Source organism: Amycolatopsis coloradensis (assembly GCF_001953865.1).
In the GTDB taxonomy this organism is placed as follows: Bacteria; Actinomycetota; Actinomycetes; order Mycobacteriales; family Pseudonocardiaceae; genus Amycolatopsis; species Amycolatopsis coloradensis.
Genome location: NZ_MQUQ01000028.1, coordinates 124,054 through 138,780, shown reverse-complemented (window position 1 = coordinate 138,780; position 14,727 = coordinate 124,054). Strand labels below are relative to the sequence as shown.

The window sequence follows — 14,727 nt, the reverse complement described above, 5'->3', positions numbered from 1 at the left end:
CGCTCACCAACAACCGATCACCACGTAAGACACGCTCTTAGTCCTCTACGCGCAATCCGTCCGGCACCCGGGGCTCCGGTAGCAATGGGAAGAAAGCGGCACACATGGCAGGTGGTGGCCATCCACCGCCTACGCAGAGGGGAGTCGAGCGCATGCTGACCGTCCGCGACATCTCCTACCTGGTCGCTGAGGCAAGCGCCGACGACATGCAGCGGGATCTGAAGGTCATCGCCCGGGAGCCGCATCGCACTGCGGTGATGCTCCTCGGCGGCGACCAGGACTGGTCGGTCGGTGGCCGAGCCGTTGGTGTCGGCGCCGGTCGCTTCGCCACGACCCGAGCAGTCACCGCCACTCCCTCCCCTCTCCAAGCCGACTCACACAGTCGCACCCCATCCCACTACCCGCGGTAGGAATGGGCGAGGTGGTCGACAACGTCGCTGAGACGGCCGTGGCCGCCGCAGGCGGCGCGTTGACGGTCGGCCCCGGTGCCACTGTGATGTAGCCGCCGCCATTGGGTGTCGACGAGCTGGTGATCTCCGTTGCGGTGGACGGCCGCCTTGACGTGGGCCAGCAGTTCGGCGGTCAGCGTCGTCGCGGGCAGGAGGCACCCGGTGCGGGGGTGCACGGCGTGGCCACTGAGACCGTCGCGGGCGGCGCGCCAGTGGGCGGCACGCAGGGTGTGCGGGTCGGGATCGGGATCCGGTGCTCCGGCGGCTATGTCGGCCAGTGCTGTGTCCGCCAAGGCGCGGATGAGCGCGGTGAACAGCTGGGTCTCGGCCACCGTGGTGGCCGCGTCGGTGACCCGGACTTCCAAGGTCGGCAGGTGGCTGGAGGGGCGCACGTCCCAGTAGACGCCGGCTCTGTCCATGATCACGCCCGTCTCCAGCAGCCGGTCGACCAGAACGTCGAAGTGCGCGGACGAGCGGAAATAGGGAGGTGGTCCTGCGGCGGGCCACCGGGCCCAGGTCATGGTGCGCCAGCTCGCGTAGCCGGTATCGCGCCCGGCCCAGTAGGGCGAGTTGGCCGAAAGCGCGACCAGCACCGGCAGCCAGGGCCGCAGATGGTTACTGACCCGCAGTGCCAGCGCCCGGTCGGCCAGCCCGATGTGGACGTGGCAGGCGCAGACCACCTGCTCATCGTCCAACGCCCGGAAATGAGCGGCACTGGCCGCGTAGCGGTGGCCGTCGGTGATCGGTGGCGGGACCGCGTCGCCCAGTACCGGGCTGCCGGATGAGACCACGCACAATCCGTGATCGGCCGCGGCGTCCGCGATGACCGCACGCATCTCCCGAAGCTGCTCGCCGAGGTCATCGACACGTGTATGCGGCTCGGTCCTGACCTCCAGCTGGAACCTGGTCAGCTCCGTACCGACGCGCTCGCCGAGCCGGCCCGCGGCACCGTCTATCACCACAGCGGCCGCCGGCCGAACCTGCCGGCTTCGCGGGTCGACGACGAGGTACTCCTCCTCCACCCCGACGGTTGATTCTCCGCTCCGTGTCATGGAAAAGATCCTGCCTGGTGATCGCGCGGCCCCGGTACGCGCTGTTCGAGTGAACGCGCGGGCTCCATCCACGCCGGCCTTCGGGATCCGGATCTGGCAGCGAACGCTCCCGATGGCGCGGTCCCGCCCGCCACGACAGCGGGAATCATCTGTTCCGCAGACTGTGGGGCCGGAGAACCGGGTGTGCGTGAGCAGTCGCCTGAGCAGCCATCAGCTGCCCAGGCGACTAGCTCAACGTAAGCCTCATGGCTCATCGTGGGGGCATCACAGCCCCAAGGACGAGGCGGCCTGTTTGACGCCTGCCGTGGCCTTACCCGCGACCTTGGCGGGATCCAGCGTCTCGGCGAGAGAACGTAGCCCGTCATCGTCGGGAAGGACACCGTCAGGCGTCAGTTTGTCGAAGAAGTACGGCAGAAAGTCGGCACAACCTGCGAGGTACTTGTCCATCTCCGCGCTGGACTTGTCGCCCTTCAGTTCCGCGAGCAATTCGTCGGGAAGGGCGTCGGCCAGCTGTTTCGCGCCGACCGGCTTGTTGTCGCCCTTCTTGATCCACGAACGTACTTCGTCGCGCAGTCCGTTGTTGGCCAGCATCATGGCCATGGAGGCCACTTGTTCCTGCACAGGGTTCTCGGACATCAGTTGCCTCCCACCATGTTGGTGACCGCCGCCGCGTTGCCGCCTTGCCCGCCCGGGGCTTTGGTCGCGACGAAGTTACCCATCGAGTTCAGGAATCCCTTCGCATCCTCATTGCTCAGCTGCGGTGACGTCGTAGCGACGTACGACGACGCACCTGCGCTGAAGACTGATTTCACTACGGTCCATACATTCGACCAGGACATCGGATGACACCTCACACGTGAGATACGGTCCAACAATGCAGTAATAATCTTCGCACAGCGCACCCGTGCCGCACGAGACAACGACCGCCTTCGGATGAATCTTCCACTGCCTCGATATTGCACAGTATTGGTCTTTCCCGGCAGTCCATCCGATCGTGCCGCCTCGAAGACATCGACAGCTCCTTCCGAATGAACGGTAACCGAGCAGCGAGAAAGGTGAACACAATTTACGATGTCCAACCGGCACGCTTCAGTGATGTCGTGCGCGACCACGTCGAGGGCTCGGTCGAACAGCAGCCGGTCAGGGCAGGTTCTTCTCCAGAGCGGTGATGTACGCCTTCATGAAGTGATCCCTCATCCCGTCAGAGGCGGGGGCGAACGGATCGGCGAGCATGCCCTTGCCGCGGTCGAGCAAGTTCGACACCATGGGCATGGATTCGCGGACCCTGCCCGAGGAGTCGATGTAGCGCAGGGACGCGACATGGTGGAAGACCGGCTCGGGCGGGACCTGGGCGACCAGGTCGTTGTTGTTGACCACCCGGAACGTGCGTCCTGCCAAAGCCTTGTCGTAGGCGCTGGCCAGGGTGCGGTCACAGGTACGGGGCTGACCGAAGGTGTAGACGCCCTGCGCGGAAAGCCGGGGGTCTTCGAAATGCAGCCACGCCGCGGCCAGCATCGCCAGCGCCCCACCGAGACTGTGCCCGGTGAACCACACCGTCTGTTCGGCATCACGCAGTTCCTCGATGGCTGCGAGCACGGACGGGAACACCGCCCGCAGCGCCTCGGCGAATCCGTAGTGGACCAGGCCGGTGTTCGCCGGACCGGCCCACGGCGGCGTGGTCGTGTCCGACAACCAGTCGCGCAACTGAACCGGCTCAGTGCCACGGAACGCGGTCACGATCATCGTCGGGCTGGCCATGGTGTACGCCTGGGTGTCGCTGAGCGCGAACGGCGGGGAGAACGTCGAGTGGTGGTGACGGACCTGGTCGAATTCCCAGTCGGCTGCTGCGGCCTCGATCCGTCCACGGTCCTGGTAGGCAAGCTCGGCGGCCTTGGCCATGCAATAGGCCTGGCGGGCGTCGTATCCGGTGGTCTGGTGGTTCAGTGTGGGCGCAGACATCATCTTTTCCTCATAACGACAATAGGTCGCGCGGCGGCAATGCCCCGCCCTTCATGCGTACCTGCGCCAATACCAGCCCACCACCGGCCACCCCGTCCTTCACTCCACTGAGGTGCCTTCTCACCCGTCCTCGCCGTTCTTACGCGCTACGCGCACAATCCCATCGCTCGGTGGCGCGTCTTATTCAAACGGGACTTCGCACTCGACCCAGCGTACATCGGGCTCAGCGCCGCCATGGCCCGCGGCGAAGCACGCGTGGTGACGCTCCCCCATCAGACGAGAGCCGGCTGGGAATTGGACCACGCATTTCTCATTGTCATGACCCATCGGCCGGGAACGCACGGTGCCTGTCGCGAAGTTTACCGATGACGAAAGAAGTTGATTACCGGCTCCGTTCCTCACGCCGAGACCTCGTGATCATGACGCGACGGCACTTGGCGGAACTTGTCGAATCGCTGAATGTCCGGTACGGACAGGCGAGTGCGGGGCGCGAGGACTTTTCCCGACCGAGCAGACTGCTCTCACGTGCCTGTGACGTGGGCCCAGTAGCCTGGGACCGACTGCGCTCGATGGGCGACGGTGCGGGAAGCCTGTGATCACTGCCGTCTCTATACATTCCGTTATCGCTAACCGCTGGAATCTATTGATCGAACGTTCGGCGGCGTGTTTAGCCGCTGAGGGTGGTCAGGGGTGTGTCGTCGAGATGCTGGTCGGCGGTGTTGGTGTCGAGTAGTTCGTCGGGTGTGCCGTTGGCGGTGATCCGGCCCGCGTCGAGGAGCAGGACGTGGTCGGCGTTGCGGATGGTGGTGAGGCGGTGGGCGATGATCAGGAGGGCGCATTCTTGGCTGATGGTGGCCAGGGCGCGGGTGAGGGTGGCTTCGGTGACTGTGTCGAGGTGGGCGGTGGGTTCGTCGAGCAGCAGCAGGGCGGGCCGGGTGATCAAGGCGCGGGCCAGTGCGATGCGTTGCTGTTCTCCACCGGAGAGGGTGCAGCCGCGGTCGCCGACCGGGCTGTCCAGGCCATGCGGCAGCCGCTGCAGCAGGTCGTGGAGGTTGGCCAGCCGCACGGCCCGGTCGATGTCGGCAGGGCCGGCCTCAGGTGCGGCATAGGTGATGTTGTCACGCAGGGTGCCGTGCAGTACGGGCGTGTTCTGCTCGACCAGCGCCAGACGGGCCCGGCATTGCTGCGGGCTGAGGGTCGCTGTGTCGAGGCCGTCGAGCAGGATGGCGCCGCTGTCGGGGGTGTAGAAGCGTTCGGTGAGAGCGAAGATGGTGGATTTGCCGGCTCCGGATCGGCCTGCCAGCACGACGATGCCGCGGGCCGGCACGGTGAAGGACACGCCGTGGAGCACGTCGCGGTCTTGGTAGCGGAACCTGACGTCGCGGAACTCCAGTACCGGTGTCGTGGTGGCGGGCGGGGTGTGTTCGTGCCTGCCGGTGGGCTGGTCGCCGATGTCGGGCTGGTCGTGGTCCTCGTCGGGAAGGGTCAGGACGTCCCAGACGCGTTGCAAGGCGCCCATGCCACGGTTGAGGGTGGCCACGGCCTGGAACATCGAGGCCAGCGGGGCCACCAGATAGGTGGCGTAGAGCAGGAACGCGACCAGTTCGCCCAGCGCGGCGGGGTTGTGGGCGACGCGGACGCCGCCGACGAGCAGGACCAGCAGCACGGTGCCGCGGGCGGTCAGTTCGACCGCCGGATCGACGATGCCGGCGAGCCGGGCGGCGCGGACACCCGAGTGGTAAGCAGCGTCGGCGTGAGCGCCGATGCGGTCGGATTCGCGGTGTTCGGCGCGGCTGGCGCGCACGGTGCGGATCGCGCCGAGTGCCCGGTCGAGGTCGGCGGCCATCGTCCCGAGGCTGGCTTGGGTTTCCTGGCTGGCGGCGCGCATCCGGCGCAGGGCACTGAACACCAGCAGCAGCCCGGTCGCGACGGTCGCGGCGACCAGGGCGAACAGCAGCGGGTCCAGCCACAGCATGACCACGGTGATCGCGATGGCGGTGAGGGCACCGGTGAGCAGGTCGACCGCGGCTTGGGCGACCGCGAAGCGCAACGTGGTGGTGTCGGCTCCGGTACGGGAAATCAAGTCTCCGGTGCGGCCCTGGTCGTAGAAGGGCATGGGCAGCCGCAGCAGCCGGGCGATCAGCGAGCGCCGCAGACCGAGTACGACGCGTTCACCGGTGCGTTCCAGCAGGAACTTGCCGACCGCGGTGATGAGCGCCTGCGCGAGGAACACCGCGGCCAGGGCACCGGCGATCGCCCACGGGATCGCCCCGGCACCGGCGTCGGTGACCGCGCGGGCGGCCAGCAACGGCTGGACCAGCCCCAGTCCGGATCCGGCCAGGGTCAGCAGCACCGCCAGCAGTACGACGCGCCGGTGGTCCCGGAGCAGGCCAAGCAAGTCACGGACGCGGGCCGGGGCCGCCGCGCTGCTCATGCGGTCCTCGTCGGCGTCGCGAGCGGGGGGACGCTGATCATGACGCGGTAGGTGGCGGTCTCGTCGGGTTCGCAGACGGGGCGGCCGTCGGCTTCGACCCAGGCGTGGGCGGCGAAGGGCGGGGTGCGCACGCCGGTGCACCAGGTGGGCCACACCCCGCGCATCCGGCACAGCAGCGTCGTGGCCAGCGAACGAGGCAGGCAGTAGCGGCCGGCGCAGCGGGTGCTGGTGGCGGTGACGTCGCGGCGCGCGGACAGCACCTGCTCGTAACCGGCGGGGACCGCGCCGCGGCGCAGGAGTTCCAGGACGATACGCAGCCGTCGCGGAGGTAGCCGGGCCAGCAAGTGGGCTGTCCCGACGGCCGCGCGGACGAAGACCCGGCGGCGCAGCGGCGGACGGGCACCGGTGCCGGGAATCAGGCTCATCGCGCGACCGCCGACGCGGACAGCCCGGCCTCAGCCAGCCGGGTCAGCAGCGCCTCCACATCGGCCGCCACCCGCTCGGCGGCGACGTCGCAGGTGGCGGTGAGGGTGTCGGCGACCTGCCGCGGTGTGGCGCCGTCGAGCAGGGACCGCATGATGAGCGCGCCGGTGCTGTTGAGCTGGAAGTAGCGGCCGGTGCGTTCGTCGAGCAGGACCATGCCGTCGTCGGTGTCGCAGGCGGTGACGTCACTGCGCAGCCGCAGGTACGGGTCGGGTGGATTCACGAGGATGCTCCTTGAGGTAGCCGGGACGGGGGTGGGCGTGCAGGTCGCGTAGCCATGCCTCGGTCCCGAGAGTGCTTTCCAGCCCGGCTGTGCCTTCACGGAGCAGCCCCGGGGCGAGTACGGCACGGCGCAGCAGGTCCGGGTCGAGCACACCGGCGGCGGCCAGCAAGGACTCCTCGGCCCACGCGGCGAGCGTGCGCCGTTGCGCGGCCAGTCCGGCGTGCCACTCCTGCCCGCAGTGGTCCTTGGTCGTACGGGACCGGATGGCATCCGGGACGATGCCGTCCATCGCGGTCGTCAGCAGTGGTTTGTAGACACCCGGGTGACCGGCCTCCTCCGGGCGTGCACGCAGGCAGGCGTCGATGACCGCGTCGTCGCAGAACGGCATCTGCACCGGCATTCCCGCGCCGCCCCTGTCGGCGATCGCGGCCGCGCTGGTGCCCGCCACGTGGGTGGAGCCGATCCAGGCGTGACGACCCCGGTCGGGCGCCAGCGGTGCCGTCCCGGACGCGGCGGCCTGACGCAGCAACCCGGCCAGCATCTCCCGGGCTCCGCCGGTGGCCCACGACGGCATCGACAGGGAAAAACCCCAATCACACTCGGGCAGAGTGTCCTGGCCGGTCGTCGACAGAGCGTCGGCCTGCGCGGCCAGCCAGCCCCGCAGCGGACGACCCGACAGCAGCTGGCGGCCGGTGGCCACCAGCGGCCACCGGCCCCCCGCACGGTAGGCGGCGGTGTGCCGCAACGCGGTCCGCGGGTGGCGGCGCAGCAACGGGTGCAGATAGGCCGCCGGCGGGGTGACGACGTGATCCCCACCGTGCCCGGACAGCCGTCGGCGCGTGCCGTGCTCGGCCAGCACCCGCGCGAGCTCCTCGCGCTGGGCTCGGTCGCGCAGCAGCGCGCTGGGCCGGTCCCCCGCCTCACGCCGCTCGTCGATACCGGTGAAATGCCCCGGCAGCGCGGTGGAGGGGAACGTCAGATGCGTGAGGCCTGGCAGGTGTTCGGCGGCCACCCGGGCGAAATGGCCGTCCTGGTTGCCCGGCGCCGACCACTCCAGAGTGACCGCCACCAGGCGGGCTCCCGCTTCGGCGGCCAGGAAACACAGCGAGGTGGAATCCATGCCCCCGGACAAATCCGCGCCCCACACCTGACCCGGTCGCACCCGTGCCGCGACCGCGGCCCGCAGCGCCTCACGGACCCCCGGGGCCGCCTGGGCCAGCGGCAGATCCGACGGCGGTGGCCGCCACCACCGCCGCGTCCGCCGCGAACCACCGCGTCCCAGGCACACGGCAGCGCCGGGCGCGACCGCGGTGACCTCCGGCCACATCGCCTCGCGGTCCAGCGGATACGGCAGCACCGGCAGCGCCAGCCCGGCGGCCAGCCTTCCCGGATCCGGCCGCGCACCGAGCAGCCACGCCAGAGTGCGGGCCCGGTCCGCGGCCACTGTCACCCCGTCGACCTCCGCCCAGTACAGCCGCCGGTCCCCGCACTGGGTTCCCCGGGCGTACACCTCCCCGTCCACCGAGGCCAGCAGATGAAAACTGCCCGCCGCACCCGCCACCACCGACTCCACGTCCGCCAGGCCGCGGACCGACCTAGACCGCGACGCCACCTCGCGGGACGTCAGCGAACAGCACCCCAGCACTGCCACCCTGGTACTACCGACCTGGACCGTCGCCGCCTCCTCGTCGTCCCAACACCCCACCAGCCACGGCCTGCCCGAAACGTGCGGCAATGTCCGGCAGGCATACTCGGCGAGGCGGCGGGTAACGGCGGGCGCTGGTTCGCAGTCCGGAAGGACAACGAACCAGCGCCCGCCACACGACGAAGGTGTCACCACCAGATGGGACGGTTATACGAACCGTCGCCCTCCGGCAAGCCGACAGAGCTGGAACCCTGTGTCTCCTCGGCGAAACCACCGGCCTCGGCCAGCACCGGGGGTTCGTACACCTGCAGCGTCTGCACGCCCAGTTCCTCGTTCACCGCAAAGCACCTCCATGACAATCAGCGTGTACTTGCTTGACCACACAGAAATACCCGCGCCTCAACGAACGACGCGCCCACAATCCCAACGTGTGAACGCACCGATCCGTCAACCAGCACCAAGATCACCGTGTGAGGGACACACCCGACGCGACCGCGTAGAGCCGCCACCGGGAAAGCAATCGAGTAGCAGTGGTCCACTCCGTTCACCATGGCGGTCGGACGTGCTGCGTGGTCCACGGATTTTCAAGACCCTCCCACGTCGTTGAATAAACAACGGAGAGCCGCCCGACAATGCGGTAGTCCGTTACTGCCCATCGTGTACTACGTCGATGGCGCCCTCTGTTCCGTGCTGCCGACGTTGCGTCGGTGGCTATCTTGTACTTGTCGGTCCTGAACAATCAGCGGCATATGTCACACGATCACCCATCTGAAGCCCCTTTCGGGGAGGTAATCCTGACGCAACCGTGACAGTTGGCGGGGGCGCGACTGCGGCATCGCTCGTTTGGCGGGCAAAGTGTGCCCTGTCAGACTGACAGGGCTTGCAGTGGAGGAGAGCCTATTGGACTGTAAGAGGTGAACCGCGAAGGCGGACGCGTAAAAACCCGGACTCAATGGTGCTTCGAAGGGATTGACCTCATGTCTCGGTCCAACTTCAACTTCCGCACAAAACGGTTATGGGCGCTCCTTATGGCCACGATGACCGTTCTCACGCTCGCCGCTCCCGCCGGTACGGCTTCGGCCTCCGACTCGCGGCACAGACCCGACGGAGTGGACACCTGGCGGACCGCCAGGGGAACCATCGTCAACTACACCGATATCACCTGGGGTCTCGGTGCGAGCGCCACCTACCCCAATGGAACCGAGTGGCTCGAAGCTCCTCCGAGCCGGATCGAGCCCGGCGAGGAGGTCACATTCGCAACCGGATATGACAGCGGCTGGATGGGTTCCGGACTCTCGGTCGTCTACTACAACAACCTCAACAGCAAGAATCAAGTGTACTTCCGGGCGAACTGTGTGGCCAACGGATCCAATGTGCACGATGAGCAAAACGATAGCGATAGCTACAAGGCTGTCTTCAGCTACGACAACGGTACATCAACGAACAGCTACTCGGTGCGGTGGCATATCGAGAAACGCTAGCCAGGTAGGCCTGCGTGCTCGACACGTCATCACGGCCATGCGACTGGACTACAGAGCGAGCGCGCGTTCCGCGGAAGTGAGCCGGACGACGAAGTCGACGGCCGTCTCGGCGTCACCGATGAGGCACAATGCAGTCGACGTCGAAAGAGTGGTTCGTGATAGGAGCGTCGAGCGATTCTCGGGCTGGACGTATCCAGCGACGTCAAGGATCCGTTCCACCTTTGCTGATGTCCCGGCACACGCTCCGCCGGGCGTATTAGTTGCTGAGAATAGATTTCAGCGTGGCCATGTAGCCGGATCCGGTGTCGAGTGGCGGGTATCCGGTTGGGTTGGCGGGGGTGGTGAGGGCGTCAGTCACGCCGTTCGCGAAGGCCTCACCGTGTCCGCTGCGGGCCTTACCCTGTGCCCTGCCCGCCATTCAACCGCGGCGGCGCCAGTGTGCGGTCACCACGAGCTATAACCGGCGCGTGTACGGGTGAAGTACCTGCAGCACAACGAATCGCGAGTCGCGGTGGTCATAGATCCGGCACCGCGACGGGAGTCGGCCTGCCAGTCTGATCCGGCACGGCGTTGGTGTCGGGAAGCAGTCGGTCAGGTCACGGTGATCTTCGCGTCGGGAATGGCCAGGCGGGCGTGTTTGAGATCGGTGTTGACCACGGTCACGTCAGTGAAGGTAAGGCTGGGCAAGACCAGCGGCGGAGGACGGGCCGGGGTGAAATCAACCGGGAGGCCGATGAGGCCGAGCAAGCTCAGGGTGCCCTTCAACCGCAAGGTGAGCAGCTCGATCGGGTGACCGGTAGCGGTCGAAACGCTTCCGGGTGGCGCGGTGATTTTACCCAGGTGGCCGTCGATCAACTCGCTCACCTGGACCAGGCTGGTGATGTCGATGCGGCTGGCGGTGAACTTGAGCACCTCGACGGTCGCGCCACCCACCCTGGTGGTGCCCACGCCGTGGTACTGCAGGCCGGTCAACCGCAGGACGGAGGCCGTCAGCACCCACACCCGGCCGGACGGAGCAGCGGTGGTTGAGGCCGAGGGGGAAGCCGCCGGGACGACGACCAGTGCGCCGACAAAGAGGGCCGTTATTCCTATGGCCCGGGTCCGTGACGAGCCCGGCCCGTCTTCCTGGTCGCGATCGCGCTCGCCGGCGGCGGGAGGCGTCCATGAAAGAGCCAGTGCCCCGCCTATGAGGCCCAGCACGGTGCCCACCAGGAATCCTCCGAGGTTGCTGCTGACCAGCGCGATCAGCGACACGAGGAGCGCGGTGACGCCGGCGGCCACCCGGTACTGCGGCCTGCTCCACAGCGATACCGCGCAGATCAGGAGCAGAGCGGCGATCAGCAGTGCCGACGCCCCGCCGATGGTCCTGATCGAGAGCACCAGGTCACCCAGCCGGAAGGAGGCGTACGGCGGAAGTCCTATCACGACGGAGGCGGGCAACAGGAACATTCCGGCACCGAAAGGCCGTTGCCGTCGCCAGCCCCGGAATGTCCGCCATCCGGCCTTGATTCGCCCGAGCGGGCCGCTGATCATCGGACCGGCCCGCAGCCGTTGGCGAACTCAGAAGCATTCATTCTTCCCACTCCTCAGCGACAACGCGAGGTTCTTCAGCCGCAGGGTCTGCGCATTGGTGCTCCAGGCTATTTGCCGGAGTTGGCCGATCGTCGCGCCGCTGGCCTGCAACCCGAACGCTCCCGCCCTGCCCTTCGCCGCTTCCGGCCCCTTGGACAACTGAGCGGCGTCGATGCCGATCTGGGTGTCGGTCAGGAGGAGATCACCGGTGAGCGAGGCGATGCCGATGATGATGTCCGTGGACTCCATCCCGCCGGGCCCACCCGAAACGAGCACCAGGGTGACGTCCCCGACCATGGGCACCTTCGGCAAGAACACCGACTGGCAGAAGTTGTCCAGCGTGGCCTTGCGAAAAGCGCCCACCGCGACGACGTGGGCTTCACCGCTACCCTGGTCGACGTCACCGTATTGGACGAAACCTTCGCCCACCAGCTTGTCCGCGCTGATTTTGAACGCGCTACCGGACACCGCGAACGATGCCGCGAGCGCTCCCTGCGACAGTCCCGTGAGCAGCAGTGCCGCTCCGGCCAGCGCCAATCCGAAGATCCCGGCGAACCGGGCCCACCGCGTTTTTCCTCGCGATTCCGAGCGTTTCATGTTTCCGTCCTTTCCTCGTTCGCCCGGTCGTCGGGCGAAAACCGCGTACCAGCCGTTCAGGATCGTGGCGCTGGAAGCGGCGGTGGCCCGACGTCCTCGAGGCTCCGCGCAGCGGGGTCCGCCGCGCCATCTCAAGAAAGCCCGGCCTGATAAGGAATTTCGATACCCCAAGGTCCCGCCCGGCGACGCCTTGCTTCAGCATGCGGAGATCAGGGGGTGACTCATGACAGCTCCCTGTCGAGTGCGCGCCCGGCAACCCTGCCGGAAAAGATGCAACCGCCGAGGAATGAGCCTTCCAAAGCGTGGTAGCCATGCATCCCTCCGCCGCCGAACCCGGCCGCCTCACCGGCCGCGTACAAGCCGTCGATGACGGACCCGTCCGGACGCACCACCTGCGAGTCGAGGGTGGTCTGTACTCCACCCAGGGACTTGCGGGTGAACAGGTTCAGCCGGATCGCGTACAGCGGCCCGTGCTCGGGGTCGAGCAGCCGGTGTGGGCGGGCGGTATGCAACAACCGCTCAGCCTTGTACTCGCGCACGTTGTGCAATGACATCAGCTGCAGGTCCTTGGAATAGTCGTTCCGTACCTGCAGGTCGCGCGTCGCGGCCTCGTGCTCCACGCGCGCGAGGTCCAGCGGTGTTTCGGGAGTGAGCGCGTTCATCGCCTCCACGAGGGCGGGCAGCGTCCGGTGGGCCACGATGTCCTCGCCGCGTTCGAGGAAGTCGCGCACCGACTTCATCAGGCTTTTCTTCGCCCGCAACAACAACAGTGCGCAGTTCTTGCCGGTTATATCGGGGTTTTCGGCTGAGCCCGACAAGTCGAATTCCTTGTCCACCATCGTCTGGGTCATGATGAGCCACGAGTGGGTGTGGCCCCTCGACGCCAGGTGTCGCAGCGCGTTTCCGGAGGTCTGGCCCGGGAACAGCGGCGGCGGCAGTCGCCGCCCCGCAGGATCCAGCCACAGGGCCGACGGGCCGGGCAGGAAGTGCACCGCGTGGCGCGGCCAGGTCGGGCTGTGATGCTTGAGACCCTCGGGGTAGTGCCACATGCGGTCCAGGTTGACCACCGAGCCGCCGGCACGCGCGGTGATTCCCAGCATCCGCCCGTCGACGTGCGCCGGCACGCCGACGAGGATCGACTCCGGAAAGGAACCGAGGCGGCCGGTCGGCCAGTTCTCGCGCACCAGATCGAGGTTGCCGCCGATACCGCCTGAGGTGACGACCACCGCTTGCGCCCGCAGGTCGAACGTGCCGACCTCTCGCCGCGTGGAGGACGCGCCGCGCGGCGCGTCCGAAGGTGCCAGCAGCGCGCCGCGCACACCGACCGCGGCTCCGCCTTCGACGACGATCTCATCGACCCGGTGCCGGTGCTTGAAGCTCACCAACCCACGTGCGGCGGCGTCGAGCACCGGGTCGCGGAAAACCCGCACGACTTCGGGTCCGGAGCCCCAGGTGACGTGAAACCGGGGCACGGAGTTGCCTGGCCCGGTCGCGGTGCCCGCCCCGCGCTCGGGCCAGCCGACGTTGGGCATCAGGGTCAACCCGAGCCCGCGTAGGTAGTCGCGCTTGCCGCCCGCGGCGAAGCCCAAGTACGACTCGGCCCAGGCGCGAGTCCAGCGGTCTTCCCGGTCGCGGTCGAACCCCGCTGAGCCCAGCCAGTCGGACAGCGCCAATTCCAGCGAGTCTTTGATGCACAGCCGCCGCTGCTCCGGGCTGTTCACCAGCAGCAGGCCGCCCTGTGCCCAGTGCGCCTGTCCGCCGAGGTTGGCTTCGTTCTCCTGCTCGACCACGAGCACCCGCCGCCCGGCCCTCGACAGCTCGTAGGTCGCGACGAGCCCGGCCAGTCCGGCACCGACGACGATGACGTCCGCTGCATCGCTCATGACAGCTGCTCCCCCTGGGCCTGGTCGCCGTCGACATCGGCGAGGAACTCGCGGACAGCCCGGACCAGCTCCTCCGGAGCCTCCAAGGGCAGAAGGTGGCTGGCACACGCGACCAGCGCCAGCCGTCCGTGGCGCAGTCTCCGGCGGGCCGCGATGCCCTGCCAGAAGGGCACCTGCCGGTCCTGAAGCCCCCAGGCGACCAAGGTCGGCATCGGCAACTCGCGCAACCGGCGCAAAAGCGGGTTGCGCTGCCCGAAGATCCCGACCGTAGCGCGTTGCGAGCGCAGGCTCGTCTCCAGAGCCACCGGTGTGGAGACCACCCGCCTCTGACTCGACCACCAGGCCGCGTGAATGCGCCAGGGTCGGCACGCTCCAAACAGCGCTACGACCGCGACGTGCAGTCGGGGACCCAGCGGCAGCACCGGGACCAGCCGCGCTATCAGATCTCCCAACGGGGTGACGGACTGCAGGATCGCGATCGGGTTGACGGCGCGTCCCAGACCGGCGGAGTCGACCAGAATCAGGGCCGGCACCCGACTCGGCTGTTCCAGAGCCGCCTGAACCGCCACCGCTCCTCCCAGCGAGTGCCCGATGAGCACGGGCCGCTGCAAGCCAATGACACGGGCGAATCGCCACACGAACGCCGCGAACGCCGCAACGGAGGCGTCGGTGATCGGCTCGGTGTAGCCGTAGCCCGGCAGATCGACTGCGATAGTCCGGTAGTGACTCGCGAGGCCTTGGATGACGTCGTACCACTCCTCGGCCACGGAGCCCTCTCCCGGGATCAGCAGGATGGCAGGGCCGGTGCCGGCTTCCAGGTAGCGGGTGGCCGTGCCGTTCACGTCGATCCAGTGTTCCTCGATCTCTCGCGTTCGCTCGGCGGCGAAAGTAGTCATGGGGTTCTCCTTGCGTCGAAGTGTGGACGCTCCGAACCGCGCGGCGCGGAGAC

Annotated in this window: 15 protein-coding genes; 2 read left to right on the top strand and 13 right to left on the bottom strand. The window is 67.7% G+C overall.

Annotation, left to right across the window (positions count from 1 at the left end; genetic code table 11):
- Positions 1-152 precede the first annotated feature (152 nt).
- Complete coding sequence (locus tag BS329_RS37730; protein ID WP_076167875.1) at positions 153-410, top strand: hypothetical protein; 258 nt, start codon at positions 153-155, stop codon at positions 408-410.
- On the opposite strand, the gene BS329_RS37725 is transcribed toward BS329_RS37730, so the two are convergent.
- From BS329_RS37725 to BS329_RS43115, 9 genes are all read right to left on the bottom strand, one after another.
- Entirely contained in the window at positions 398-1,501 is a 1,104-nt protein-coding gene (locus BS329_RS37725; RefSeq protein WP_076167873.1) for a carboxylate-amine ligase, read from the bottom strand. The two genes, BS329_RS37730 and BS329_RS37725, sit on opposite strands and share 13 nt — an antisense overlap.
- A 264-nt stretch (positions 1,502-1,765) precedes the next feature.
- Positions 1,766-2,137 carry a YidB family protein gene (locus tag BS329_RS37720; protein WP_076167871.1) on the bottom strand — a complete coding sequence of 124 codons (372 nt, stop codon included), beginning with the start codon at positions 2,135-2,137 and terminating at the stop codon, positions 1,766-1,768.
- The gene (locus tag BS329_RS43120) at positions 2,137-2,340 is read right to left on the bottom strand and encodes a hypothetical protein (protein ID WP_143253376.1); all 204 of its coding nucleotides are present in this window, start codon (positions 2,338-2,340) and stop codon (positions 2,137-2,139) included. The genes BS329_RS37720 and BS329_RS43120 overlap by 1 nt, the downstream gene beginning before the upstream one ends.
- A gap of 301 nt (positions 2,341-2,641) precedes the next feature.
- Positions 2,642-3,460 (bottom strand): lipase family protein, encoded by an 819-nt coding sequence (locus BS329_RS37715; protein ID WP_076167869.1) that lies wholly within the window; start codon positions 3,458-3,460, stop codon positions 2,642-2,644.
- A gap of 667 nt (positions 3,461-4,127) precedes the next feature.
- Positions 4,128-5,894, bottom strand: a complete 1,767-nt coding sequence (locus BS329_RS37710) for an ABC transporter ATP-binding protein (RefSeq protein WP_076167867.1) — start codon at positions 5,892-5,894, stop codon at positions 4,128-4,130.
- Positions 5,891-6,319: a lasso peptide biosynthesis B2 protein gene (locus BS329_RS37705; RefSeq protein ID WP_076167865.1), complete on the bottom strand. Its 429-nt coding sequence runs from the start codon at positions 6,317-6,319 to the stop codon at positions 5,891-5,893. Before BS329_RS37705 ends, BS329_RS37710 begins: the two co-directional genes overlap by 4 nt.
- Positions 6,316-6,600 (bottom strand): lasso peptide biosynthesis PqqD family chaperone, encoded by a 285-nt coding sequence (locus BS329_RS37700; RefSeq protein WP_244197451.1) that lies wholly within the window; start codon positions 6,598-6,600, stop codon positions 6,316-6,318. The genes BS329_RS37705 and BS329_RS37700 overlap by 4 nt, the downstream gene beginning before the upstream one ends.
- On the bottom strand, positions 6,563-8,173 hold the full coding sequence (locus BS329_RS37695) for an asparagine synthase-related protein (RefSeq protein ID WP_076167863.1): 1,611 nt from the start codon (positions 8,171-8,173) through the stop codon (positions 6,563-6,565). The genes BS329_RS37700 and BS329_RS37695 overlap by 38 nt, the downstream gene beginning before the upstream one ends.
- Positions 8,174-8,433: 260 nt before the next feature.
- Positions 8,434-8,583 carry a lasso RiPP family leader peptide-containing protein gene (locus tag BS329_RS43115; protein ID WP_158075875.1) on the bottom strand — a complete coding sequence of 50 codons (150 nt, stop codon included), beginning with the start codon at positions 8,581-8,583 and terminating at the stop codon, positions 8,434-8,436.
- A 576-nt stretch (positions 8,584-9,159) separates the two neighbouring features.
- Here BS329_RS43115 and BS329_RS37690 point away from each other — a divergent pair.
- Complete coding sequence (locus tag BS329_RS37690) at positions 9,160-9,726, top strand: hypothetical protein (protein ID WP_143253374.1); 567 nt, start codon at positions 9,160-9,162, stop codon at positions 9,724-9,726.
- A 591-nt stretch (positions 9,727-10,317) separates the two neighbouring features.
- On the opposite strand, the gene BS329_RS37685 is transcribed toward BS329_RS37690, so the two are convergent.
- The 4 genes from BS329_RS37685 to BS329_RS37670 all read right to left on the bottom strand — a co-directional run bounded on the left by BS329_RS37685 (position 10,318) and on the right by BS329_RS37670 (position 14,674).
- A complete protein-coding gene (locus tag BS329_RS37685) occupies positions 10,318-11,259 on the bottom strand; it encodes a DUF6114 domain-containing protein (protein ID WP_279628249.1) in 942 nt (313 codons plus the stop codon).
- A gap of 27 nt (positions 11,260-11,286) precedes the next feature.
- The gene (locus BS329_RS37680) at positions 11,287-11,895 is read right to left on the bottom strand and encodes a DUF6230 family protein (RefSeq protein ID WP_076167857.1); all 609 of its coding nucleotides are present in this window, start codon (positions 11,893-11,895) and stop codon (positions 11,287-11,289) included.
- Positions 11,896-12,116: 221 nt separating this feature from the next.
- A complete protein-coding gene (locus tag BS329_RS37675; RefSeq protein WP_076167856.1) occupies positions 12,117-13,778 on the bottom strand; it encodes an FAD-binding dehydrogenase in 1,662 nt (553 codons plus the stop codon).
- Complete coding sequence (locus BS329_RS37670; RefSeq protein WP_076167854.1) at positions 13,775-14,674, bottom strand: alpha/beta fold hydrolase; 900 nt, start codon at positions 14,672-14,674, stop codon at positions 13,775-13,777. The genes BS329_RS37675 and BS329_RS37670 overlap by 4 nt, the downstream gene beginning before the upstream one ends.
- Between the last annotated feature and the right edge of the window lie 53 nt (positions 14,675-14,727).